Origin of the sequence: Streptomyces sp. DT2A-34 (assembly GCF_030499515.1) — a bacterium.
Lineage (GTDB): Bacteria > Actinomycetota > Actinomycetes > Streptomycetales > Streptomycetaceae > Streptomyces.
Genome location: NZ_JASTWJ010000002.1, coordinates 19,676 through 43,387 on the forward strand (window position 1 = coordinate 19,676; position 23,712 = coordinate 43,387).

Here is a 23,712-nt window from a genome sequence, read left to right on the forward strand (position 1 = left end):
GTTGGTTCCCCCTGCCTGGAGACATCCATCTCTCATGAAGCTTCTGCACACCTCCGACTGGCATCTGGGAAAGAGGCTGCAACGCCGTTCCCGGGACGGCGAGTTCGACGCCGTCCTCGCCGAGATCGTCGAGATCGCCCGTCGGACCCAGCCTGATCTGATCGTGCACAGCGGGGATCTCTTCGACCGTTACAGCCTCTCCCCCGGTGACCTCATGCGGGCCATGACGTCCCTGAGCGCGTTACGGTCGACGGCCCCCGTCGTGGTCGTCGGCGGAAACCACGACTCGCCGCACTGGTTCGACGTGCTCGACCATGTCTTCCAAAACAGCGCCGAGCCCGGCGCCCACACGGTCACCTTCGTGCACACCGCGGCGGACGGCTCCGGCGGCGGCCGGGTCCTCGACTTCCCCACCCGCGACAAGACCCAGCGCATCCGGCTGGCGGCGCTGCCCTTCATCCACCCCAACCGGTTCATGCACCTGTTCCCGGGGCTCGGCACCACGCACGGCGCCTACGCCCAGGGCCTGCGCGGCCTGCAGGAAGAACTCATCACACAGCTGCGTGAGGGCTACTCCCCGCAGCAGGACGTCCTCGTCTTCGCCACCCACCTCTATCTCAGCGGTGCGCTGCTGTCCGGCAGCGAGCGCCACCTCGACGTCAACGACGCCTACGCCACCGCACCGGACGATCTGCCGCCCGTCGACTACTGCGCGCTCGGCCACATCCACAAGCCGCAGGCCCTCACTTCCAGCAGGGCCACCGCCCGCTACGCCGGCAGTCCCCTGCAATTCGACTTCGGCGAATGCGACGACGCCAAGAGCGTCGTCCTGGTCGAGGCCGACCCGCAGCGCCCCACCCGCACCGACCCCCAACGGCTCACGGCCGGGCGGCGCCTGAAGAAGTTCACCGGCACGCTGGAAGAACTCGCCTCCAGAGCAGAGGAGTTCAGCAACACCTTCCTGGATGTGACCGTCACCAGCCAGACCCTGATCCCGCAACTCTCCCGGAAGGTCGCCACCGCGGTACCCGACGCCGACGTCGTCTACCTGACCGAAGACTGCGCCGAGACCCGAATCACCCCACTGGACACCAGCGACCTGCCCGAAGAGGAGCCGGAAATCACGGAATCCTTCCGCGCCTACCTCACCGAACACGGCACACCGGGCCGGGTCGCCGACGAGGTCCTGGCCGCCTTCGCCTCCCTGCTGCACCATCCCGACAGCGACGAGCCGCCGCCCTGCCCGGCCGAACTCGGGCTGCAGGAAGCCCTCGCACACCCCTGGACGCCCAGCAGCACCGGATCGGAGACGGCATGAGGCCGCTCAGCATCACCCTGTCCGGAGTCCGCAGCTACACCGACACCTGCGGGCCCCTGGACTTCACCGACAAGAACCTGGTCGGCATTCTCGGCGACACCGGCGCGGGCAAGTCGACGCTGCTCGAGGTCATCCTCTACGCCCTCTACGGCAGGACGTCCTGGGGCGCGTACGGATCACAGCTGATCGCCGACGGCTGCGAAAAGATGTCGGTCGACTTCACCTTCGCCGTCGACGGCACGCCCTGGCGCGTGACCCGCGTCTTCCACAAAAACAGCAACACCCCCCAGGTGAGCCTGAGCACCGAGGGCACGACAGTCAACGGCGCCACAAGGGTCAACGCGCGCATCGAGGAACTGCTGAACCTGGACTTTGGGAGCTTCAAAAGCGCCGTCGTGCTGCCCCAGGGCAAGTTCGACACCCTCCTCAACTCCAACGACACCGACCGCACCAAGCTGTTGAGATCCCTGCTCGGCATCGACGAACTCCAGCGAGTGCGCCAGCGCGCCGCCGACCAGCGGACGCGGCTCGACGACCTGCTGCTCAAGGCGACCGAGGCCCGCAACGACCTGCGCAAGGATCCGGAAGGCGATGCCCACCGTCTGGGCATCCGTCAGGCCGAGATCGAAAAGGCCACAGCCGACCTGTCCGGGCACCTGGACACGCTGCGCCAACTGCGCCACCAGGCCGACGGCCTGCAGCAGCACAGCACGCAGACCGCCCGCGCGGCGGCCGCCCTGGCCGAGCGCACCATTGCCGATGTCCACGCACCGCTCACCGCGCTCGTCGCCGACGACCACCTCCTGCGGGAGCAGCTGGACGACGTCGACCGCGCGCAGGAGGAAGCCACGCTGCGGCGTGACCGGTTGCAGACGACGCTGGACGCGGACCGCGCCACCGGCATGACCGTCGCCGCGCTCTCCGCGGCAGCGGAAGTGCTTGAGAGCGCCCCGGGGGTGCTGAACGGTCTCGGCGAGCAGCAGCAGGACCTGCGGCAGGACCTGGACCGCCTCGAGACGGACGAACGGTCCGTCAAGGAGGACGAGGAACGCCTCGCGGAACAGGCGGCCGGACTTGACGGGCTCAAGGAGAGTGCCGACAAGGCCCGCGCTCAGGCGGACGGTGCCGAGGCAGCGCTGGAACGGCTGACGGGCGCTGTGCGTGTCCTGCTCGAGGAAGGCGCAGCCGCCGCCGAGCACCGCACCGGGCAGGCTGCCGCCCGGGAGCGGCGGGAGGAACTCGCCGCCGCGGAAACCGAGGCCGCTGCCGCTGCCGAGCAGCAGCGCGGCCTGCTGGAGCAGGCCTCCCAGACGGTGGAGGACCGCCAGCGCGGTGACGCCGCCTACACCGCGGGAATGGGACTGGCCCCGGGTGATGCGTGCCCCGTCTGCACCCACACCCTCGATGCCGCCTACACCGCTCCCGAACCGCAGGATCCCAGGGCCATGCGGCAGGCCAAGAAGGCCAAGAAGGCGGCCGCCGATGCCTCCAACAACGCCCTGGCCGCCCTGCAGGAGATCCAGGCCGACATCCGCAAGGCCGAACAGGACGAACAGGAGCGCCACAGGAAGGCCGAAGCCGCCCGCGCCCGCCTGGCCGACCAGCTCTCCCCCGTACAGCAGCAGGCCCGGGACGTGGCGGCCCTGACCGGCCACACCGCCCCGGAGTCCTTCGCCGCGCATCTGCTCGCCGCGGTCAACACCGCCGTAGAGGAACTGCTCGCCCAGAAGTCGCCGAGCGCCGCCGAACGCCTGGCCCTGCTGGACACCCTGCTGCCGGACGCCCGGCTGCGCATCGAGGAGGCACAGCGCTTGGCCGAGGCCGCCGGCGATGCCGCCCGGTCGGCCGCGGGTGAGGTCCAGGCCGAGCAGTCGGTGATCGCCGAGCGGCGCAAAACCCTGGAGGCCGGCCGTAGGAAGGCCCGGCGGGAACAGAAGCGCCTCGATGAGGCACGCCGGCAGTTCCTCACCCGGCTGGCAGCGCTGCCGCACCCAGTGCAGGTCAGCGTCACGGACCCGGACACGCTGCCGTCCCTGGAAGCCATTGCCGCCTGCACATCGGCGGTGACCGCCCACCTCAGCCGCCTCGGCGAACTCGAGCGCGACCACACTCAGGCCCTCACGGACCTGCAGAAGCTGGCCGAACAAAAGGAAGGACTGACCGGCGAACACCGCCGACGCGTCGCCGAACCGCTACGCCGGCAGCAGACCACGCTCGAACTGCGCGCCGACGCCGCCACCACAGCGGTGCGGCTGCTCCCGGACAACGCGGTCAGCCTGCCAGACACCCCCGGCACATGGGACAACCCGCACGACGTCGCGGCCTACGCCACCGCCCTCGACACGGCCTGCTCAGCGCTTCGCGAAGCCCTCGACGCCCTACACCGGGGCACCCAGGAGACCATCAACGCACTGGCGTCCAAAGCCACTTCGGCATTCCAGGCCCTCGCCCCCCTCACCCCTCAGGCGCCGACACTTCCCGCGGCCGCCACGGATCTACTGTTCGATCCCGATGTCATGACCCCCTTCCACAAATACGAGGGGGCTCTACAGGCGGAAGCTGTCCAGGCAGCAGCAGGCCGCGACGAGGCGCTGTCCCAGATCCCGCACGCTCTCAAGCTCCAGGCAGCGATCACGGCCGGCAAGCAGGAGCGGTCCGCCTGGGCCGGACTGTACGAACAGCTGAGCGATTCCCATTTCCCCCGTCATCTGACCGAGCAACGGACCCGTTCCCTGTTCATTCTGGGAAGCAAGCTACTCATGGACCTGTCAGCGGGCCGGTTCGGCTTCAGTGACGACTTCGGCATCGCCGCTCTCGACAACAACACCGCCCGCAACCCCCGGACCCTCTCGGGCGGGGAGACCTTCCAGGCCTCACTCGCCCTGTCGCTGGCCCTGGTCGAGCTGCACAGCCGCACCAACGCCCGACTGGAGAGCCTCTTCCTCGACGAAGGGTTCGCCACCCTAGATGCCGGAGCACTCGACAGCGCCCTGTCCGTGCTGCGCACCCACGTCGGCAACGACAGGCTCCTGGCCGTCATCAGCCACCTCCGCCCCGTCGCGGAGAGTGTCAACGACGTCCTGTGGGTGGAGAAAGACGCATCCGGATCTACTGCCCGCTGGCTCACCCCGCAAGAGCATCACACCCTCATCCGCAGCGACTTCCACAACCTCGCAGACCTCACCTGAACTCTTCCGGTGAGACGCCGAAACAGACGGCCGGTGTCCGCGCAAATCGCTCGGGCGACCACCGGCCGCGCGGCGCCAGCCAGCCGTTTGATCCAGCGCCCCTGAGGCACGGCGCCTTGGGTCCCCGCGCCGGTTGCACGGAGACCCACCATGTGTGTGAGTGAGATCGTGTCGGTGCGGTGCGGCGGTGGGCCGGGCTCGCCAGGGCGACCTCGGCGCAGGATCGGTCAGATGGCCAGGGCGGCGTTGAGCGGCCCCACCGAGGCGACGGTCATGTCGATTGCGCGACGGCCAGCAGCAGTCGGAGCAGGTTATGTGCCTCTTCCAGGGTGAGCAGGGCCAGCCGTTCGGCGGTGCCGTGGCGGGGCGCGAAGTCGATCTCGTCGAGATCGAGGTGGTTGTAGTCGTCCATGTCCGGCGCAACGTGATCCGCAAATGCCGGGTCACAAACAGGTGAGGACATCGCCGGGCCGCGCGCGCAGGGACTGGCCAGCGGGCTCCCGCCCCGGCTCGGGGATCTCGGGGCGGCAGCCCAGCGCCAGTATCCCTCCGTACGGCCGGACAAGGTGCATCAGGCGCTGCGTGGCCGACGCCCCGGCTCTTCGCCGCGGTCTTCTTCGTAGTCTTCTTCTGAGGCATCTCGTGGACGTCGGCGTCCTCGCCACGGGAGGCCTTGGCCTGCTGGACGGACTCGTTGAGGGCGGCCATGAGATCGAGGACGTGGCCCGGCTGCTCGGGCTCCGGGGCTTCGAGGAGGGGCTTGTCTTCCCGTTTCACCTCCATGATCTTCGCCATGGCGTCGGTGTAGGCGTCGGTGAACTCGGGGCCCTGAAGGTGGTCCCGGGTCATGCGGTCGATGAGGGCGAGCGCACCCTCCATCTCCTCCTCCGACACCTTCGCGCTGGGCGGGTCGACGGCGGCCGGATCACAGGCCTCGTCAGGCCAACGCTTCTCTAGCCTTCCTTGAACTGTCGGTTCTGGGGCGGAGAGAGTGCTGCATTGCACAACGGACCGGGTTCCTGGACGGTCGACTTCTACCGCTTCCGGAGGGAACTGACCTGCCCAGCCACGGACGAGTACCTCGGTGTGTACAGGGATGTACACGCTTGGGCGAGGAGTCCGGCGAGCCGCTCTCTGCACCCACGGACCCGAGCCAAATTTGGCGCAGGGTAATGACGGTTATTCAGCAGCTTTCGGAACGTCGCGACGAGCGGGCTGTCGGCGAGCTGCGTCTGGCGCTGCGATCAGGATCCGCCGACGCGCGACTATCCCAGGCCCCAGGCCTCGTGCCCGACCGCACTCGCCCCGAACCTCACTCATCCTTCAATCGGCGCGGGACATCGGGCGGCCCGGGCGTCGGGTCTCCTGCAGCACGAGCAGGGCCGGCAGCTGGGTCATGGATACCCGTGTGTCTCGCTAGTCGCCGGCGAAGAAAAATCCCGGATCGCGTAAGAAGCAGTCCACGCAGTCCCTATAAGAGGTGAAGGCCACTCACACATCCGCCCACCAGACCGCCGAGGTACCACCGAGATGACGTCCTTGTCCGAGTACGTGATGGGTGCAGTCAATCTGATCCCCGTCGCGTGCAACCTCTGGAACCTCCCCGGTGTCGCGCGGCTTCGGACCCGTCTGCGCCGCCTCCCGGCCCCGGCACCGTCTGAGCCGATCCCCTCGGTCTCGTCGACATCGCCTGCCGGCGTGGCGGCCGAGCTGCTGCGGTCTCTGCCGCTGGGAGCCGCCGCACACTACGAGGCGCCGGACGGCAGCAAGGTGACGGTCTGGTGGATAACGGCTCCGCCCGCTGCCGGCAGCGGGTCGGAGGGATATGCCCTGTGGTGAGCGAAGCTCAACGCGGGATCCCGGAGGCGACACCGGCGGACACCGCGCATGCGAGCGCGCAAGCCCTCGGCTTCCTGGATCCCCACGGCGGGCGCGCCAAGTACCAAGCATACCAGCGCAAGATCGCCGAGTGTCTGGCGACACTTCCTTTTCATATCAGCGAAGACGAGCGCTATGAGATTTCCGGTGCTGCAATCGCCGCAGCCCTGCGCAGCGGTCAAATTGATCCCTCTAAACAGCCATTGGCGTACTGTAAGGCGACAGCAATTCGGCTAGCTCGGAAACGTCAAGACAAGAAGTCCCCAGAGGTTCTTGTCGGGGATTACCCCGAGGAATGCCTCTCCATGCCGAGTCCGTGTTCCGTGAGCGAGCAGGGGGCCAGTTCAGGCCGAGCCCCGCAGGACGCGGACCTGTGGGACCTCGTCGATGACATCATCGACCGCCTCCCTAGACCGCGCGAGCGGGACGTATTGCGGCGGCAGAGCACGGGACAAGACGACGACACGATCGCAGCAGAGACCGGTAGGACGAAGAATGCGACCTACCAGGGCCGCGCACGCGGGGTGCAGTCCGTGCAGGCCCAACTGGGGCAGTACATCCGGCCGGGGCACCTGAAGCCGCGGCGGACCTTGGGCGGTGAGCAGTGACAGGCGACGAAATGCAGAGCTGGAGGACAAACGGGCCGGAAGGGGCGACGGGTGTGAACAAGTCTGGAGGGTACGACGAGCTGCTCGCGTTGCTGGCAGGGCCGGCTGATTTCTGGGACCGGCCTGCCGGTGACTGGCCAGCGCGCACCGGCGCTACCGCTGGCATCCAGCCTGGTGTGCGAGAAGCACGGCAGGATGCCAACGCCGCCTACCTGCTGGGAACCAAGGCGCTGCGCCGCAACGACCTCGACAGCGCCGAGGGGTGGTTCGCGGCCGCCTGCGATCAGCAGCACCCCGGTGCGGCCTTCCGGGCCGCACTGGCGCGGCTGCTGGCCATGACATCCGACACGACCGTCCTGCGCGGCCAGGTCGGCAGCGGTAAAAGCCATGCCGTCGCTGCTCAGATGGTCGCTCAGACGAGGAGAGGCACAACCTGCATACTCCGTGGCCAGGTTGGGAGCGGCAAAACCCGCGCGTTCATTCTTCTGACAACAGCCGCCAGGTGGGGCCACGCAGACGCGGCGCACCTCATCGGCCGTCTGCGTACTGGTAACGGACACTGTGTCACCGACGCCGCCTCGTCACTCGGGGAGGTGACTGTCACTGCCGATGATGACCTCACTGGCATGGTGCTGATGGCGGACACCGCCCCCTACGCGCCGCAGGACGCCGAGTTCTACCCCATCACGCAGGCGTTGCTCCGACAGTGCTTTGCCCCCCGCCAACCCGCAAAGCAGCCGCCTACATGCCCTGAACGGCAGCCAGGCGTGGCCGAGCGCCAGTGGGAGGACCCCGCACCGGGTGGTGTGCCCGCACAGCTTGACCGGTGCGAGGACGGCGTCCTGCCGCCGTCGTGGAAGCTGCCGCTGTCCGACGCCGGTCTGATCGAGCAGATGCGCTTGGGCGACGACACCGCATACGAGGAGCTGTACCGGCGCCACGCGGACGCCGTGCGCCGCTACGCCCGCACCTGCTGCCGCGACGCCCACACCGCGGACGACCTCACCGCCGAGGTCTTCGCCCGCATGCTCCAGGCGGTGCGCGGGGACTCCGGCCCCGAGCGCGCCGTACGCGCGTATCTGCTTGCCTCCGTGCGGCGCGTGGCCGCCACTTGGACGAAGTCGGCCCGGCGGGAGCAACTGGTCGACGACTTCGCGGTGTTCGCGGCGCAGGCCGTGCACTCCTCCGAGGTCTCCGATGACGACACACGCAATCTCGGTGCCGCCGTGTGCGCGATGCACGAGGCCGAGCAGTCCATGGCCATGCAGGCCTTCCGGTCGCTGCCGGAGCGCTGGCAGGCCATGCTGTGGCACACCGAGGTCGAGGACGAGTCTCCCAGCGAGGTCGCCACACTCTTCGGGCTGGACGCCAACGGCACGCGCGTGCTCGCCAGCCGCGCCCGCGAGGGCCTCAAGCAGGCCTACCTCCAGGCCCATGCCAACGCCACCCTCGTCGCTGACAACGCTTGGGAGCAGCAGTGGTTCTCGATGCGCCATCCCATCGTGCTGTGGTCCCGCCAGTGCGCGCGTTGCGAAGCGGCCAGTACGCCATGGGTCCGTGGTGGGAGCCAGAGGGAATGCCCAACATGCGTCCATGAGCCGACGTCCCTGCCTTGTGGAGTCGGGCGAGGTTCTCACACCGCGCTTCTGTGGGACGATCCGCATGCCCTCAGCACCGAGGCACCTGTGGCGGGGCGTGCACAGCATCCGCGTTCAAGCCCTGCCCGGATCACGGACTTCACGCACCGCACCTTCCATGCGTACCTGCGCGGCAGCATGGATACATCACCGACGCCCGCAGCCGCACGCTCAGCCTTTCGTGGGCGCCTGCGGGCTGAGCGGCTGCGAGAACAACGGGCAGCGGACAGGGCACTCCTGCTGGCCACGGCACTGTGTGACGACGCCGGCAGCAGCCACGCCGAGCAGGTCGCCGCCTCCCTGCTCAATGCCAGCTTGAGCATCACGAAGCTGGCGACAGGAATCGAGCTGTACCGCCCCAGCCTCCACATGGTCCGCGACGAAACCCAACGCCTCTATCTCTTCACCGACCCGCGCGTCGGCCTGGGCGACCCGGAGGAGCCGCGGCTCGCCGTTCCCACCATCGTCAGCAGCCCACCAGACAACACGGAGGAGCCAGCCCAGCCAACCACTGCAAAAGCCTCACCCCCTTCTGGCCATCCCATCCCGCGAGAACACAGCCATGCAGACCCGCTGCAGGTGTACGCCTTCCGCGCCTAGGAAGCAGAAGGGAATCCGTTGAGCGGCGAGGGGCGATCGCTCGGTGGCGGTGTGGAAGGCTGCACCTCGCAGGCCGTCCTTGCTCGGGCGGGAGTTGAGTCAGATGGGATGTCTCGTGACCAGCGCCATCAACCGTGCTCCGCATGCTTCGTTCCGCCTGATCGTGACCGGTGGCGGGACAGGTGGCCACACCTACCCGGCGCTCACCGCGATCCGCGCACTGCGGGACCGGCTCACCGGGCAGGGGCGCGGCCTGGAGGTGTTGTGGATCGGTACGGCGGAGGGTTTGGAGGCGCGGGTCGCCCCGGCCGAGGGCATCCCGTTCACCACCGTGGCAACGGGCAAAATCCGCCGCTCGTCGAATCCGCTGAAGATGCTCGGCCCGGCGAACGTCAAGGACATGGCGCGCGTACCGCTCGGGGTCGCACAAGCGCGGTCGAAGATCGCCGAGTTCACTCCGGACGTGGTCCTGGCCACCGGCGGGTACGTTGCGGTCCCGGCCGGGCTGGCCGCCTGGCTGTGCCGACGCCCGCTCGTGCTGCACGAGCAGACGGTGCGCCTGGGGCTGGCGAACCGCAAGCTCGCCGGATCAGCCTCGCGGATCGCCGTGTCCTCACCATCCACCCTGGAGCTGCTGCCCAAGGAGGTACGCGCAGCCGCCGTGGTCACCGGCAATCCGGTGCGGCCGGAGATCCTCACCGGTGACGCGGACAAAGCCGTCACAACTTTGGGGCTCACCGGTTTCGACCGGCGGCTGCCCACCCTGTACGTCACCGGCGGCGCCCAGGGCGCGCAGCAGATCAACACCGTGGTGGGCGGGGCGCTGCCGTGGCTGCTGGAGCGGGCCAACGTCATCCACCAGTGCGGACCGGACCACGTGGAGCACCTGGCCTCGCTCACCGCGCAGTTGCCCCGGGGTGCGGCGGCCCGCTACCACCTGACCGGGTATGTCGGCAGCGAGTTGCCGGATGTGCTTGCCCTGGCCGACGTCGTCGTCTCCCGCAGCGGGGCGGGTACCCTCGCGGAGCTCACCGCGCTCGGGAAGGCCGCCGTGTTCATTCCGCTCGCCACGTCGGCGGGCGACGAGCAGACCCACAATGCCCGGCACCTGGAGGAGGCGGGCGCCGCGGTCGCTCTGGCCGGGGAGGTGAGCGCGGACAGGTTGCGGCTTGCGCTCGGTCCGCTGCTGACGGATCCGGTCCGGCGGGCGGACATGGCGCGGGCCGCCCGCGCGCATGGGCGGCCTGACGCGGCACAACGGCTCGTCGATGTCCTTCTGGACGCCGCCGGCGCCGCCGTGTAGGAGGGCGGCGGTTCACAGACTGGTGCTGGTGGCCCGGGTCCAGTTGCTGCGACTGCCGAGTTGGTGGCTGTCGCGCAGGTAGTGCGTCACGGCGAGGGCCTCGTCCTGGGGGCGGGGCGTGATCTCGTTGAGGCGCGGCAGGGTGTCGGAGAGCAGGAGCGCCGCGTGGCGCATGGTGCGCTGCCAGACGTCGCGTACTTCGTCGGTGTCCGGCCAGATCGAGAAGGCGACTTCGCCGAGGATCGGACCGGTGTCGATGCCCGTCTCGATGACGTGGAGGGTGGCGCCGTGCAGGGGTTCGCCGTTGCGCAGCGCCCAGTTGACGGGTCGCGCCCCGCGGTACTGGGGCAGGCGGCCGGGGTGGCAGTTGACGATCGTGTCGGTGGCGTCGATCAGCTCGTTGCCGATGATCTCGTCGTAGAGGACGCTGACGACGAGGTCACATCGGCCGGGTTCGAGGTCGTGCCAGCGGCCGGAGGAGATCAGCCGGGCGTCGGGGTGGTGTTCGGCGACGTGCTGCGACAGGCGCAGGTCCCAGTCGGGTTCGCACCGGTTGGGGATCACCGTGTCCAGGACGGTGTCCGGCAGGGCGGCGAGCACATCGCAGGCGTGCGCGGCAAGTTGGCCCTTGCCCAGGACGGCGGCGCGCTTCATCGCAGGGCCTCCTTCACGGCCGTGGTGACGACGTGGACGTCGCGCTCGGTCATGGCGTGGTGGAAGGGCAGCGTGATGACGCGGGCTGCGACGTGCTCGGTGGCGGGAAGCGGCCGGTGCCAGGCAGCGAACGCCTCTTGCAGGTGGTTGGGCGGATAGTGCACACCGGCCCCGATGCCCCGCTCGCGCAGGGTCGTAAAGACGCGGTCGCGGTCGTCGACGAGGATCGCGCACAGGGAGGGCACGGCATGGTCGATGTCGACGTCGACGAGCCGGACCGCCTCGGGCAGATCGCTCAGGTGGCGGGCGTATGTGTGCCACAGGGCGCGCCGCTGGGTCTGGACGGTGGGGAAGTGCGGGAGTTGGGCGCGGCCGATCGCGGCGTTGATCTGGGAGAGGTGGGCGCGCAGGCCGGGGCCGGTCACGCGGTAGGTGGTGGTGTTCTGGCGGCGGGCGGCTGATTCGGCGATGCCCAGCAGCCGGATGCGGCGGGCTCGTTCGGCCTCCTCGCGGGTGCGGGGCACCAGGGCGCCGCCCTGGCCGCAGGTGAGGTTCTTGATCGGGCCGAAGGAGAAGCAGGTGGCACGGCCGGTGGCGCCGACCCTATCTGGGCCCTGGTAGGAGCCGAAGGCGTGCGCGGCGTCTTCCACGATCGTGATGTTCCGCTCGGCGAGTTCGTCCTCCAGGTCGCCGAGCGGCACGGGGCGGCCGCCGTACAGGACGGGCAGCACGGCCTGGGTGTTCTCGGTGAGCGCCTCGCGGATCTGGGTGCTGCCCGTGCACAGGGTCGTCGGGTCGATGTCGGCGAAGCGGATGTTCGCGCCGCAGGCCTCGATGGCGCGCACGGTGGCGCAGAACGTGAAGGAGGGGACGACGACGTCGTCGCCGAGGCCGATCCGGGCGGCCAGGAGCGCGATGTGCAGGGCGGCGGTGCCCGAGGCGACGGCGACGGTCTCGGGGACGCCGAGGAAGTCGGCCAGGTCCCGTTCGAACTGCTCGGTGATCGGGCCGTGCCCGAACTGGCCGCTGGCCAGGGCTTCTTCGACGGCGGCGAGTTCGTCGCCGAACAGGTGGGGCCGGGCGTTGCGGGCGTGCGCCGCAGTCGCGGAAGCGAGGGTGGGCTCAGACACGGCAGGCTCCCGCCTCAGTTGTCGCCTGCTCGGCGTGCAGCAGGGGTGCCCAGCGTTCGGGGTGGTTGCGGTACCAAGCCACGGTCTCGGTCAGGCCCTGGTCGAAGTCCCGCTCGGGGCGGTAGCCGAGGGCGGTGGCCCGGGTGCAGTCCATGGCGTAGCGGAGATCGTTGCTGGGTCGGTCGGGCACGTACTCGATGCGGTCGGCTCCGGCGTCGCAGGCGGCGAGGATGCGGCCGGTCAGCGCCAGGCCGGTCAGGTCGGTGCCGCCGCCGAGGTTGTAGACGCATCCGGGCTCGCCGGCGCGCAGCACAAGTTCGATGCCGTGGCAGTTGTCGTCCACGTGCAGCCAGTTGCGTACGTGCTGGCCGTGTCCGTGCACGGTGACGCTTTCGCCCTGCAGGAGGCGGGTCACGAACAGCGGGATGATCTTCTCGGGGTGCTGGCGGGGCCCGTAGTTGTTGGAGGAGCGGGTGATGCACACCGGCAGGCCGAAGGTGCGGTGGTAGGAGAGGGTGATCAGGTCGGCGGCGGCCTTGGAGGCAGCGTAGGGAACGGTGGGGCGCAGCGGCGCGTCCTCGTTCGCCCGCCCGGTGGCCATGGGCCCGTACACCTCGTCGGTGGAGACGTGCACGAACTTCGTCACGTGGTGGCGGGTGGCGGCGGCCAGCAGGGTGTGGGTTCCGGTGATGTTGGTGGCCAGGAAGCGGCCGGCCGCGAGGAAGGAGCGGTCGACGTGCGACTCGGCGGCGAAGTGCACCACCGTGTCGTGGTGGGCGACGAGCGTGTCGACCAGGGCGGCGTCGCAGATGTCGCCGTGGACGAAGTCCAGCTTGGGGCTGAGGAAGGCCTCGCCCAGGTTTTCGCGGTGGCCCGCGTAGGTGAGGCTGTCGAGCACGGTCACGGTGGTGATGTCGGGTGCGGCCAGCAGGCGGCGTACGAAGTGGGAGCCGATGAACCCGGCTCCGCCGGTCACCAGGATCTTGTCCATCACAGGGGTGGTCCTTTCCGGTGAGAGGATGGGTCAAGGACAGCGCGGACAGCGGCTGTTGGGCCCGGCGGCAGGGGGTCGCGGCAACCGGGTTGCGGGATCCGCAAATGCGGTGCGTGTGCGGCGCGAGGCCTTGACGCGGCGGCCTAGGGTGGAAGGTCTCGACTCTTCGGGCCGTGCGCCCACCGACCGGTGCGGCGTGGAGGTGGCGATGCCCCGTCCAGCACCCCTGAGCCTCGTGTCCGACCTCGGTGCGGTCATTCGCGGCCGCCGGCAGGCCAAGCGGATGCACCAGGCTGAACTGGGCCGTCTTGTCGGCTACTCGACGTCGTGGGTGTGCCGGGTCGAGGCGAACCGGCTGCAGCCCAGTTGGCCGGCGCTGGTCAAGCTCGCGGACGCCCTCGGCCTGCAGGCCGCCGATCTCACCCCGCAGCCTCACCCATGCGAGGCGGGCAAGACCACTATCGTGTCCGGCAACGAGGCGTCACAGGACCAGGAGGACGCAGTGCGACGTCGGACTCTTCTCGCAGGAGCCACGGCCGTGGGCGCCGCCCTGACCGGTCTTCCCGCCGCCTCCGCCGCCAGTGGCCGCCCTCTGGACGGGCTTGAGGACCTCCTGGTGTATGGGCCGCCCTCCCCCACCCGCCGCGTCACCGCCGACGTAGTGCGCGGCACGGTCGCGGCCTCCCGCACTGAGTTCCTCGCCTGCCAGTACACCCGGCTCGCCACCGCGTTGCCGAAACGCCTCGCGCTCGCCCAGGCCCTCGGAGGCGACGTGGGGGCGACCGCGCTCGCGCAGCTGTGGAGCCTCGCCACCCGGTTGTGTATCAAGGCCGGCGACGACCGGCTCACCGCCGTCACCGCCGACCGGGCCGTCGCCGCGGCCACCGCCGTGGACGCGCCCCTCATCCAGGCCGAGGCGCGCCGCATGGTCGCCAGCGCGTACCGGCGCCACGGCCTGCACGCCAAGTCCGCCGTGATCGCGGTACGCGCCGCCGACGCACTGCCGTCCGCACACGATCCCGCCACGCTGTCGGCACGCGGCAACCTGTACGCGACCGCCGCCTACGCCGCCGCCAAGGCCGGCGACCGCGACAGCGCCCTCGCACTCATCACCGAGGCCCGCGGCCACGCCACGGAAGTCGGCGCGCTGGCCACACCCGCCGCCGCCCCCGGCACGGTGTTCGGCCCACCGCAGGTCGCCCTGCACGAGGTCTCGGTCCACTACCTGCTCGGGGATGCAGGCAAAGCCATCGGGATCGCCCGCAGCATCTCCCCCCTCGGCCTGCCCAAAGAGCGGCTGGTCAGGGTCCGCTGGGAGACCGCGCGCGCCTACGCCGAGTGGAACCGCTGGAGCCAGTGCCTGTCCGAACTCGAAGCCATCGAGCGAATCGCACCGCAGGAAGTCCGCCGCCCCGCCGTGCGCACCCTCACCCGCACCATGCTCTCCACCCCCGCCCCCACTCACGGCATCAAAGCCTTCGCCCACCGCATCAACGCCACCTGACAACCGTTCAACGCCCCCACGCCCACCGTGTAGCCGCACTCGACCTGCGGCTCGACCGGATCGAAGGCGCACAGTACGGCGCTCAACGAGATCGGCCAGGCGACGGCCAGAGCATGTTCACCCGCTGGCGGCCCCGCCATTGAGGGGTACAGGGAGACGGGACCAGACGCCTACCGCCCCTCCAGATCCGCGGCGGCGCGCTCTGCGACCTCGTGCAGAGGCAGCCTCACCGCCTGGCGACGACGCCACGCCTCCCGCAGACGTACGAGGCAACGGCCCAAAAGCCGGTCTGGACATCGGAATTCGGCTGATCACTCATCGAGCAAGATCATCCATGGCTCCTTTGACGCGTATCCCTGCTGTCGGGATGGTCGCCGCCGGTCCGCCGGGTCCTCGTCCTGGCCATCGCCGCCACGATCGCCGTTGGGATGGCGGCTCATGGATGACGATCCAGGGGGCGGTTCGCGACAGCGGAACCGTGGGGGTCATCCACCGCGCCATGGGCCGACGACGCGCCGTTCTGAGCCAGCGCGTACGGCGGCCGCTCATCCACCGCAGACTGTCGAACGAAGTCCGATCACGGGATACAGCAGAGGCCCGTCCCGAAGGGGGCGGGCCTGCCGTGTGACATAGGTCACGTGGAGTCGTGCCGTCAAACACGCTCCGTGAGTCCCGTCCAGGCTAAAGGCGCGGGCTCGGATTCCACCGTGACGCCTCTTCGCGCCCTTTTCAGATTCTCGGACACGATTCGGCGACTCACCGGACAGCCACCCGCTGGAGCAGGGTCTCCGCTCCGTCCGGTGCCACTTGCCCGGACAGCGACAGAGGCGTGGCGGACGCGAATTCCCTTCAATTTTCAACTAGGGCACGGCGTTCGCACGGATCACCCTTCGGGGCGTCAGGAGCGTTCCTCTTGAACGCTGTTGCCGGGCTGCTAGGTCAGACCGTCCCTGCGACGGCGGGAGTTGATTCCGCGACATGAGCAGTCCAGACTCAAGGTGCATGGCAGCCGGATTCCCGGTCGCCGTGTGGAGGCCCGTCAACCTCCTGCACATCCGCGTGACCCGTCCAGGCTTACAACTCAAGATCCACAGGAGCGTGGCTCATGACGTCGTTGTGGCGTTACGTCCCGGGTACCGGCTGGGTTCTCTAGCCTCTCCCGGTCTCCCCGGGGTGCGTGATCACCCCCGAAGTCTCGAAGGGATTCGGCTTCCGCCGTATCCGTCTCCTCGTTCGCCGTGCGCTGCACGTCGTGCCCTTCCTCCACGCTATGGCCGGCGGCCTCGGGTCGGCGGCCCTGATCTGGATGTGCTTGGTGGGACACGGCGTTGAAGCACTCGGAGCCGTGGCGGCCGGCGTCTTCCTCGGCGGTCTCGCCAACCTCAACGCGGACGTCCGGCGCATCCTCCGCCCGCGCCGTCTGCGGGCAGCTTCCGCTCATGGGGGTGTGTGAGCATGGGCGCTTTCGAAGTCGCCACGCTCGTGAGCCATGCTGCGGGGCCGGCCCTCTCGGCGGGCTTCAAGAGGCTCGGTGCCAACCAGCCCGTCGCATCGTCCGACTCGGACGCCAACGACTTCGAGCGGCCGACCCTCTCCCAGGCGCTCCTCCAGCACATCACCGAGCGAGTGGACGCCACGGGAGAACGCCTCAATGTGCGCGGCCTCGCGGAATCCTCGGGGCTGCCGCCGGCGAAGGTGGCGGGGGTCCTCTCCGGCACACGTGTGCCTGCACGCGCGGAACTGGACCTGCTCAGCTTGGCGATGGGACTGCCGCCGACAGACCGTGACCGTCTCCAGCGGCTACGGGTGAAAGCCGAAGCAGAGTTCCGGAAGCAACAGGAAGCACGCGCCCAGGACCAGAAGGCTGCACCGGGGGTTGCCGGGGCCCTGGCCTCGGAAGCCGCATCGGCCCCTATGCGAAAGCGGCGATCCCGCGTCGATGGGCCGCCGCTGCCAATGCCCGGCGAGCCGGACCCCATCCTGGTGTCCGAGCCGGAGGAACTCATCGAGGCGCTGCGCGCGGTACACGAGGGGGCCGGGTCCCCTTCGCTGCGCGAACTGGAAGTCCGGAGTAATGGAGTCCTCAAGCGCAGCACGATCAGTGACATGCTGCGCGGCAAGGAACTTCCGGACTACGACCGCATGATGGTGTTCCTTGATGCCTGCGGCATCCGCGACCCCGCGTGGGCGTTTATCTGGCGTCGGCTCAAGGCGTCGGAAGCGCGGGAGACTCCGCCCTGGATGCCCGACCACGACGGTTCCGGCTCCACGAAGTCTGGGTAACACCGTCATCTGACTCGGGCCGGAGATTGCCCCTCCGGCCCGCTTCGCCGTGTCGGCACGAGAACTACAGGTCCGGGGCCTGGCCGACGTCCGTTCCTGCGTCGGACGGCTCCGGCCCGTCGTGCTGGGGCAGGTCGGTGACCAGCCACCGCTTGGCCTTGGTCCAGCGTATGGAGACGGACATGGTGACCCACCCGTCTGCGATGGGGATCTCCTTGACGCCCTGACCGGTCAACCCGAACACGGTGCTGCACCAGACGTCCACGGTCGCGTCGGTACCGCGGTAGCTGCGGACCGTCGTACCGGCGGGCACGCTGCGGGAGACGAACTTCGCGCCGGCAGGTGGCTGTCCTTGGCTGTTGAGACCGATTCGGCGGGCGAGTTGGCGTTATCCGGGATTCACGACGGACGGGACGTACGTCTCGACTCCTGGCCGATGCCGGGCCGTGACGGTGGCCTCGTACGAGGTGGTCGAGCCCTCAATCACGCTGGACGGACAAGGCCGCGCAACGGCAGCTACTTTCGAAAGGTTGCGCCAAACATACGCTCGAATGAAAAGAGGTGAATCACCTGCCCCGGTCGGCGGCCTCCCGCGCTGGGCCGAACTTGGTGTGACAGCCGCCGTCTGCTGCTGCTCCGGACGGTGCTGGACGCACGACCTGCTCCTCGCCGGGGTGCCGAAACTGGACCCTTTGGCGGGTCTGCAACACCGTTCCTGGCACTACACGTTGTGTCTTCTCGTGAAGCTCACAAATCCCCCACTGCGAGCTTCGGCGCAGGTCGAGGACGTATTTGAGTGCTCATCAGGCTCGCCTGGGAGCCCAGAAGTTGTGGTTGCCCGGGTCTTCGGTTGTCAGGCCCCCCTCTATGCTTAGAGACGTTCCTTCGTGGCGTCTGCCTCGTACTTCACCACCTGGTGAAGGCCCGGCAGCCCTGCCGGGCTTCTTCGGACGCCACGGAGGCCACATGGAAGGCAAGACACCCGTCGAAGACGGTGACGAGGAGGAAGCCGCCAAGCGGCGCCGGGAACGGCGCCGGTTCGCCCGGCAGCTTCTGATCGACTGGTCGCCGGTGCTCGCGGGCATCGCCAACCTCGTGGTGCAGCACTTCTCCTGAGGGAGAACTGTGAGGGGGGCGTTAGTGCCGGAGCAGCAGTAAGCCCGGCCGCTTGATGGACGACCGGGCTCACCGGCTGTGTCGCGGATGGAGGGCCCTGGACCTGGGGTGGAGCCCGGGAAAGGGGCCCTCTGCGTCAAGTTTTACGCGTCATCCACGTGGATCAATCGTACGGGAAAAGGCACGCCGGTCTATAACCTGGCCTACAGACTCCCGGATTGGTGACGCCGCCCTTCTACACGCGCGCCCTCGGTGGGCCCCCGCCCGGCCTATGCCGTGGTGGTCTGGTCTGCGAGGTCGACGGGGTGTCCTCGGTCTCGACGCGGTCGACGTGGGCCTCGCGTACGGACTGCTGGAGCATGTCCATCAGGTCGACCGGATGCGGCCCCCGGGCGGGCGAGGTCGCGGGCGTGCAGCTTGGCATCGACGACCTCGACGAGGGCCTGGGCATAGCGGTCGGTCAGGCCAGGGATCTCGTCGAGGGTCCGCCTTCTGGGCCGCGCTGCGCGAGGTTCCTCCGTCCGGTCCGGGCGCCTGATCGACGTCCTCGCCCTAGCAACGGCGCTCCTGGAACTGGTGGACGCCTCCGGCGCACGGGACGCGCTGCGTGCGCTGCGGCAGCTGGTGGACGCCCTCGCCGCCGTCTGAACCCGTACATACCGAAAGAGCCGGCACCGCGCTGCGGTTACCGGCTCTCGGCAGGTCTCGCGCTGCAACGCGAGTCCGTGGGGTCCCTGTTCGGCTTGTGGTTGGAGTCAGCAGCAATCAGGGCAGGGCCCGCCCCTCTCGGTGCAAGCCCGGGTGCGCGGATAGTCGCAGCGAGTCTCTTATCAACGCAACCGCGATTGGCGCACGGCTGCATCAACTCGTTCACTACCACGGGTGACTGACACCGTCGGCGATCTCGATTTGGGTGAGAGAACCCCAAGTCACCGTTACGTACGGGGCAAGGAGTTGACGCTACGTGACACATTCCGTGTCAACGCATCTATGGATGCGTTGACACGCGCACGCATCAACACCCCCCGAAAGACCCTGGGGAGGGACTTACAGCCTCTTGCGGCTGCCACCATCTTGTCCTCGGCGAACCACGCCGAGGGCGGCTGCAACCGCCCGCGTGGTTCGCCGAGTTGGAGTCAGCAGCTGGTGTCCGGCGGCCCGTGGGTCGCCGGACCCGAAGAGCAGGGAGGCCCCGTGCCCAAGTCCCAGTCCGTCTCCTGCGTGGAGACCGGATCCTCGTCCCGCCGTCGCCTGAGCAGCGCCGAGGCCATCGTCATCATCGTGATCGTCACCGTGGCGGCGGTCCTGGCCGCGGTCGCGGGCATGACCGTGCCGGTCGTGCTGCAGGTGCTTGCGGGCGCCGGGCTGACCGCCGTCCTGGTGGTCGGCCTGGTCACTGGGGCGCCGGTCCGAGGGCTGCGCGCCGCGCTGCACGCCCTGCTGGGTCCGGCTGCGTGAGGTGACGGTCGTGTGCCGTCCCGAGAAGCCGATCACCACCAGCAACACCGCGCTGCGCGAGCTGCAGGAGTGGCTGCGCGACCAGCGGGCCCGCACCGGACAGGGCTACCGCGCCCTGTCGGTGCGGGCCGGCTGCCACGCAACGACGCTGCAGCGGGCTGCCTCCAGCGAGACCGTGCCCAAATTGCCGACGGTGCTCAACTACGCCCGGGCGTGCGACGCCTCGCCCGACGAAGCGCGGCGACTGTGGAAGCGGGCCCGCCATGAGGAGACCCGCCTGGCGCGCGGCGGCCGCAGCCTGCCCGCCCCGCGTCCAGAGCTCATCCGCGACTTCGCCGACCTGGGTGCCGCCCTGGTCGACCTGTACGAGAAGGCAGGCTCCCCGGCGCTGCGCACCATGGAACAGCGGGCGGGCGGATTCGGCTCCCTACCGAGCAGCACTGCGCGCCGCATCAGGACCAAGCAGGCGATGCCGCACGGCCTGTCGCAGTTCCAGGCGTACTTGAGGGCCTGCGAGGTGCCGGAGGCGGACTGGCCTGACTGGGAGAACGCCTGGACGCGTGCATGGCGCCACGAGAAGCACGACGACTTCGCTGCGCTGGGCAGCTCCACAGCGGACGTGGACATCCTCGAGGCGATGGCGCTGACGCCGAAGGACATCCTCGCGACGGCGCGCGTGGACAAGCGGCTACGCGAGCGTTTCCAGAAGGAGTACCGCGTCGTCGCCGACGCCGATGGGGAGATCCTCATCGTCCGCGCCGGCTCGGGCCGCCGGATGCCCGTCCAGGTGGTGAAGCGCCGCGAGGTGCCGGGGCGCCTACGGCCGCCTCAGATGGGACGGGTTCTCGGCAAGTACTCCGAACCGTCCGAGCAGCAGCTGTCCTTCGCCATCCCGTACTCGGAGCTGGAGCGGGAGCCAGCACCCGGCGCCCTCTTCTGACAGCTGGAGGGCGACCGTTGCACGTACGGAGCCCCGGGGCCACCCTGGGGCTCCGTACGGGTGCGGTTCGCGTCGTCAGCTCGGCTCCGGTTCCGGCTCGGACGGCCGGAACTCCCGCAGGCCCAGTTCCCGTCGTCCAGCTGAGCGACCAGGACGCGATCCTCTTCGTTCGCGTCGGTGGCATCCCGCGCATTGCGCCGCGCTGACCGCGAACAGCAGGGTGAGGTGGAAGTCGTCCGGCAGCGGCGGGGCTTCGTGTCCGCCGTCTGCGGTGTCGACCAGCACTGCGACCTCGTCGGAGCCGAGTTCGGAGGCCCGGACCTGGCTCTCGTACATGCTCAGGTGGGTGATGGCGTCGGCCCGCACCAGGGCGGACTTGGAGGTCCCGACGGACGGCCTGTTCTTCTTCCGCATGATCCAGACGTGCGTCACGCTGTCCCCTCCCGGAGATCGTTGGGTGTGGCCATCGTGACTGGGGGTGCCGACAAACAGGCCGTTCGGGATCGGTAGGTCCGTCCCGGCTCAGCGCGGCCAGGCGGCCGGAGTGCTCGGCGGCAGCGGGATCTCGTCCAGCCGCAGCCACTGTTCCCGGCCGCTCTGATCCGGCAGGTGGAACCGCACGTCCTGCGCCTCGTCCGACTCGTACGGGGCGTCTCCAACAGCCCGCAGCAGAGCGTGCAGCCTCGGGTGAGGGGCCTGCATCGCCCGGCCGCGTACGCCCTCGGCGCGCAGGGCGGCCAGCGTGAGGGAGGCGGTGTTCACTCCGGTACGTCGGTGGCCGTCGGCGTGAGCGATCGCCTCCGGGTGTTCCACGATGGAGGCCAGGGCCTCGGGACCGGCGACGGTGTACGTCAGCACCAGGTCACCGCGCTGCAGCATCACCTGCGCTCCCGGCTCCACCAGCGAGCCGTCTTCGCGGGTCGACATGGCCACCTTGCCGACCATCGGGCCCATGCCGATCTTCCGGACCTCGTCGAACTGCTCGATCGTCGGGTCCACGAACCGCTCGGAGTCGGGGAGCACCAGGGCGCAGTGCCCGTTCCACGAGGTTCCCGTCCAGCTCGGCGTGAGCGAGCCGTAGAGGGTTCCGGCGCCGTTCTTCTTCCGGATGGCCACGGTGACCGGCAGCAGTTCGGCCCGCACTCCCAGCTGGCCGTAGGCGTTCCGCAGCGTCAGGCACGCATCGACACAGATGTTCGCTGGCGCGCGGCCGTCGGAGAGGGCCGCCCACAGGAAGGGCAGCACCAGTTCCACGATCTGGTCCGGCTTGGCGTGTTCCAGCATCCGCGCCATGTGATCCATGCTCCCCGGCAGCGCTGGAGCCGCCCTGCGCGGACGCGGTAAGGAGGGATGGGCGACCCGCTTCTGCGGTGTCCGGTGCTTCTTACCCCGCTGCTGTTTCGACATGGGCAGAGCGTAAAGATCTCAACCGGCCTTCCGACAGACCGCGTTGCGCGGCCCGCAGGACGCCTCGGATCACGAGCCCGTCAGCGGCACCTCCGCCCGCGTTCCGTGGATACGGAACTCGCTGAAGGAGGAGATCCCGGGGTAGGCGGGGTCCGCGAGCTTCTAGCGGGGCGGTACGCCGTCGGGGTGATCGTGGATCCAGGACAGGCCTCCCAGGTCGAGGCGCTGGCGGGTACGGGTGACAGCTACGTAGGCCAGGCGGGCTTCTGCGTCGTCGATGGGGTCGGGTGGTCTCGTGGCGCCTGTCTGTTCGTCAGCGGCGTTGTCGTTGGGGCGGGCGAAGTCGTCTGCGATGAGGACACGGGCCCATTCGCGTCCTTTCGCCTTGTGGGCGGTGGAGACGGTGACCTGGGCGTGCGGTTCGGGTGCGAGGCGGGCGACGGCGTCGAGGATGGCGTCGGTGCCGTGGGTGTCGACGAGGTTGACCAGGGGCTGCAGGTCTCTTCCGGCCGGGTCGTGGGCTGCGTAGTCCTGCAGGTCGCCCCAGCTGGGGAAGAGGATCAGTTCGGGGTGGTGGGTGCGGCGGCCTTCTTTCAGGTCGCGGGCGGCGAGGGCCAGGGCTTGGAGGCTGTCGCCTCCGCCGGCGAGGGCGACCCGGCATCCGGCGGTCATGAGGGTCATGACCTGGGCCATGGCGCCGACGTTGGTGCGGCACAGTACGGCGTCCGGGTGGGTGACGGGGCCGAGTTCGGTGGGCACGGCAGGGGTGCCGGTGAGGCGGATCGGGGCGTCGGCAAGGTGCAGCCAGCGGTTGGCTTCCGCGGCGAGGTCGGGGCCGAAGCGGAAGGACTGGGACAGGGTCAGTTGGGTGCCGTCGAAGCCGGTCATGACGTCTTTGGCGCCGCGCCATTGGTAGATGGCCTGGGCTGAGTCGCCGACCATGACGAGCTGGGCGTGGTCGCGCTGGGCGAGGAAGATCTGTTCGACGACGGGGTTGGTGTCCTGGGCCTCGTCCAGCAGCAGGAAGTCGGCCTGGATGCGCGGCTGGGTGAGGGCCCAGGCCTTGAGGTAGTGGTCGTGGTCGTAGCGGACGGCGCCGTCTTCCGGGTGCTGCAGGTCGGCCCAGGCTTTGCGGGCGAACGGAACGATGTGGGCTGCGAGTTGGGCGTGGAGGTCGGTGTCATCCAGGCCGCGCAGGCGTGGGACGTGGTGGCGGGTGATGGCCTCGTCGGCGGTGTGGCAGAACTGGGTGACGGTGCGCAGGGTGGCGTTGGAGAGTGCTTTTTGGGTGACTTCGCGTTCTCCGATGCGGAGGGCTTTGGTGATACCGAGGGCCTGTCCGGTCTGCCAGGCCGGGCGGCGGGGTGCGTTCAGGCGGCGGGTGTAGCGGTGGCCGACGGCTGCGTAGGCGAGGGCGTGGGCGGTTTTGCATTGGACGGTGTTCGGGAAGCGGGCGCGTGCGTCCTGGGCGATGGCGCGGTTGTAGGCGAGGTAGCGGCCGCGGCGTGTGGTGGCGTGGGCGAGCAGGGTGAGTGTGGTGGTTTTTCCGGTGCCGGCGCCTGCCTGCAGGGCGAGGTGGTTGCCGGCGTGGAAGGCGTCGGCTGCTGCGGTCTGTTCGTCGGTGGGGTTCATGGGGTGAGTCCTACCTTTCAAGGCATGGGTCTGATCTGGTCATTCGTAAGATCGGATGGCCC

Annotated in this window: 22 protein-coding genes; 13 read left to right on the top strand and 9 right to left on the bottom strand. The window is 69.3% G+C overall.

Translation table 11 applies throughout. The features are described from left to right. Nucleotides 1-34: 34 nt before the first annotated feature. Entirely contained in the window at nt 35-1,318 is a 1,284-nt protein-coding gene (locus QQM39_RS45460; RefSeq protein ID WP_302003980.1) for an exonuclease SbcCD subunit D, read from the top strand. Continuing rightward, nucleotides 1,315-4,506: an SMC family ATPase gene (locus tag QQM39_RS45465; protein WP_302003981.1), complete on the top strand. Its 3,192-nt coding sequence runs from the start codon at nt 1,315-1,317 to the stop codon at nt 4,504-4,506. Before QQM39_RS45460 ends, QQM39_RS45465 begins: the two co-directional genes overlap by 4 nt. 271 nt (nt 4,507-4,777) lie before the next feature. Here QQM39_RS45465 and QQM39_RS45470 read toward each other — a convergent pair whose 3' ends face one another. Further along, a complete protein-coding gene (locus tag QQM39_RS45470; RefSeq protein ID WP_302003982.1) occupies nt 4,778-4,918 on the bottom strand; it encodes a DUF6417 family protein in 141 nt (46 codons plus the stop codon). 170 nt (nt 4,919-5,088) lie between these two features. Between QQM39_RS45470 and QQM39_RS45475 the strand changes: the two genes are divergently transcribed. From QQM39_RS45475 to QQM39_RS45495, 5 genes are all read left to right on the top strand, one after another. Beyond that, a complete protein-coding gene (locus QQM39_RS45475; protein WP_302003983.1) occupies nt 5,089-5,463 on the top strand; it encodes a hypothetical protein in 375 nt (124 codons plus the stop codon). A gap of 573 nt (nt 5,464-6,036) precedes the next feature. Next, nucleotides 6,037-6,345: a hypothetical protein gene (locus QQM39_RS45480; RefSeq protein WP_302003984.1), complete on the top strand. Its 309-nt coding sequence runs from the start codon at nt 6,037-6,039 to the stop codon at nt 6,343-6,345. Beyond that, entirely contained in the window at nt 6,342-6,992 is a 651-nt protein-coding gene (locus tag QQM39_RS45485; RefSeq protein WP_302003985.1) for a hypothetical protein, read from the top strand. The genes QQM39_RS45480 and QQM39_RS45485 overlap by 4 nt, the downstream gene beginning before the upstream one ends. Nucleotides 6,993-7,045: 53 nt before the next feature. Next, the gene (locus tag QQM39_RS45490) at nt 7,046-9,229 is read left to right on the top strand and encodes an RNA polymerase sigma factor (RefSeq protein ID WP_302003986.1); all 2,184 of its coding nucleotides are present in this window, start codon (nt 7,046-7,048) and stop codon (nt 9,227-9,229) included. A gap of 115 nt (nt 9,230-9,344) precedes the next feature. Then, nucleotides 9,345-10,532 carry a glycosyltransferase gene (locus QQM39_RS45495; RefSeq protein ID WP_302003987.1) on the top strand — a complete coding sequence of 396 codons (1,188 nt, stop codon included), beginning with the start codon at nt 9,345-9,347 and terminating at the stop codon, nt 10,530-10,532. Nucleotides 10,533-10,544: 12 nt separating this feature from the next. On the opposite strand, the gene QQM39_RS45500 is transcribed toward QQM39_RS45495, so the two are convergent. Genes QQM39_RS45500 through rfbB form a run of 3 tightly spaced genes read right to left on the bottom strand, consistent with a single transcriptional unit; the run spans nt 10,545 to nt 13,307 of the window. Next, on the bottom strand, nt 10,545-11,186 hold the full coding sequence (locus QQM39_RS45500; RefSeq protein ID WP_302003988.1) for a formyltransferase family protein: 642 nt from the start codon (nt 11,184-11,186) through the stop codon (nt 10,545-10,547). Beyond that, complete coding sequence (locus QQM39_RS45505; RefSeq protein WP_302003989.1) at nt 11,183-12,316, bottom strand: DegT/DnrJ/EryC1/StrS aminotransferase family protein; 1,134 nt, start codon at nt 12,314-12,316, stop codon at nt 11,183-11,185. Before QQM39_RS45505 ends, QQM39_RS45500 begins: the two co-directional genes overlap by 4 nt. Beyond that, nucleotides 12,309-13,307 carry a dTDP-glucose 4,6-dehydratase gene (rfbB, locus tag QQM39_RS45510; protein WP_302003990.1) on the bottom strand — a complete coding sequence of 333 codons (999 nt, stop codon included), beginning with the start codon at nt 13,305-13,307 and terminating at the stop codon, nt 12,309-12,311. The genes QQM39_RS45505 and rfbB overlap by 8 nt, the downstream gene beginning before the upstream one ends. Before the next feature lie 211 nt (nt 13,308-13,518). Here rfbB and QQM39_RS45515 point away from each other — a divergent pair, with 211 nt between their 5' ends. The 3 genes from QQM39_RS45515 to QQM39_RS45525 all read left to right on the top strand — a co-directional run bounded on the left by QQM39_RS45515 (nt 13,519) and on the right by QQM39_RS45525 (nt 17,097). Then, on the top strand, nt 13,519-14,814 hold the full coding sequence (locus QQM39_RS45515; RefSeq protein WP_302003991.1) for a helix-turn-helix transcriptional regulator: 1,296 nt from the start codon (nt 13,519-13,521) through the stop codon (nt 14,812-14,814). Nucleotides 14,815-15,991: 1,177 nt separating this feature from the next. After that, nucleotides 15,992-16,267 carry a hypothetical protein gene (locus QQM39_RS45520; protein WP_302003992.1) on the top strand — a complete coding sequence of 92 codons (276 nt, stop codon included), beginning with the start codon at nt 15,992-15,994 and terminating at the stop codon, nt 16,265-16,267. Between the two features lie 2 nt (nt 16,268-16,269). Next, nucleotides 16,270-17,097: a hypothetical protein gene (locus QQM39_RS45525; protein ID WP_302003993.1), complete on the top strand. Its 828-nt coding sequence runs from the start codon at nt 16,270-16,272 to the stop codon at nt 17,095-17,097. Nucleotides 17,098-17,161: 64 nt separating this feature from the next. Here the strand turns inward: QQM39_RS45525 and QQM39_RS45530 are convergent, their stop codons facing one another. After that, a complete protein-coding gene (locus tag QQM39_RS45530) occupies nt 17,162-17,410 on the bottom strand; it encodes a hypothetical protein (protein WP_302003994.1) in 249 nt (82 codons plus the stop codon). A gap of 653 nt (nt 17,411-18,063) precedes the next feature. Between QQM39_RS45530 and QQM39_RS45535 the strand changes: the two genes are divergently transcribed. After that, nucleotides 18,064-18,213, top strand: a complete 150-nt coding sequence (locus QQM39_RS45535; protein ID WP_302003995.1) for a hypothetical protein — start codon at nt 18,064-18,066, stop codon at nt 18,211-18,213. Between the two features lie 235 nt (nt 18,214-18,448). Here QQM39_RS45535 and QQM39_RS45540 read toward each other — a convergent pair whose 3' ends face one another. Continuing rightward, the gene (locus QQM39_RS45540) at nt 18,449-18,637 is read right to left on the bottom strand and encodes a hypothetical protein (protein ID WP_302003996.1); all 189 of its coding nucleotides are present in this window, start codon (nt 18,635-18,637) and stop codon (nt 18,449-18,451) included. Nucleotides 18,638-19,407: 770 nt separating this feature from the next. Here QQM39_RS45540 and QQM39_RS45545 point away from each other — a divergent pair. Both QQM39_RS45545 and QQM39_RS45550 read left to right on the top strand, forming a co-directional pair. After that, the gene (locus QQM39_RS45545; RefSeq protein ID WP_302003997.1) at nt 19,408-19,671 is read left to right on the top strand and encodes a hypothetical protein; all 264 of its coding nucleotides are present in this window, start codon (nt 19,408-19,410) and stop codon (nt 19,669-19,671) included. 10 nt (nt 19,672-19,681) lie between these two features. Then, entirely contained in the window at nt 19,682-20,611 is a 930-nt protein-coding gene (locus QQM39_RS45550) for a helix-turn-helix transcriptional regulator (protein ID WP_302003998.1), read from the top strand. 75 nt (nt 20,612-20,686) lie between these two features. Here the strand turns inward: QQM39_RS45550 and QQM39_RS45555 are convergent, their stop codons facing one another. The 3 genes from QQM39_RS45555 to QQM39_RS45565 form a co-directional block, all read right to left on the bottom strand. After that, nucleotides 20,687-21,043 carry a hypothetical protein gene (locus QQM39_RS45555; protein ID WP_302003999.1) on the bottom strand — a complete coding sequence of 119 codons (357 nt, stop codon included), beginning with the start codon at nt 21,041-21,043 and terminating at the stop codon, nt 20,687-20,689. 90 nt (nt 21,044-21,133) lie between these two features. Then, entirely contained in the window at nt 21,134-21,904 is a 771-nt protein-coding gene (locus QQM39_RS45560) for a hypothetical protein (RefSeq protein WP_302004000.1), read from the bottom strand. A 276-nt stretch (nt 21,905-22,180) separates the two neighbouring features. After that, the gene (locus QQM39_RS45565; protein WP_302004001.1) at nt 22,181-23,650 is read right to left on the bottom strand and encodes a UvrD-helicase domain-containing protein; all 1,470 of its coding nucleotides are present in this window, start codon (nt 23,648-23,650) and stop codon (nt 22,181-22,183) included. Between the last annotated feature and the right edge of the window lie 62 nt (nt 23,651-23,712).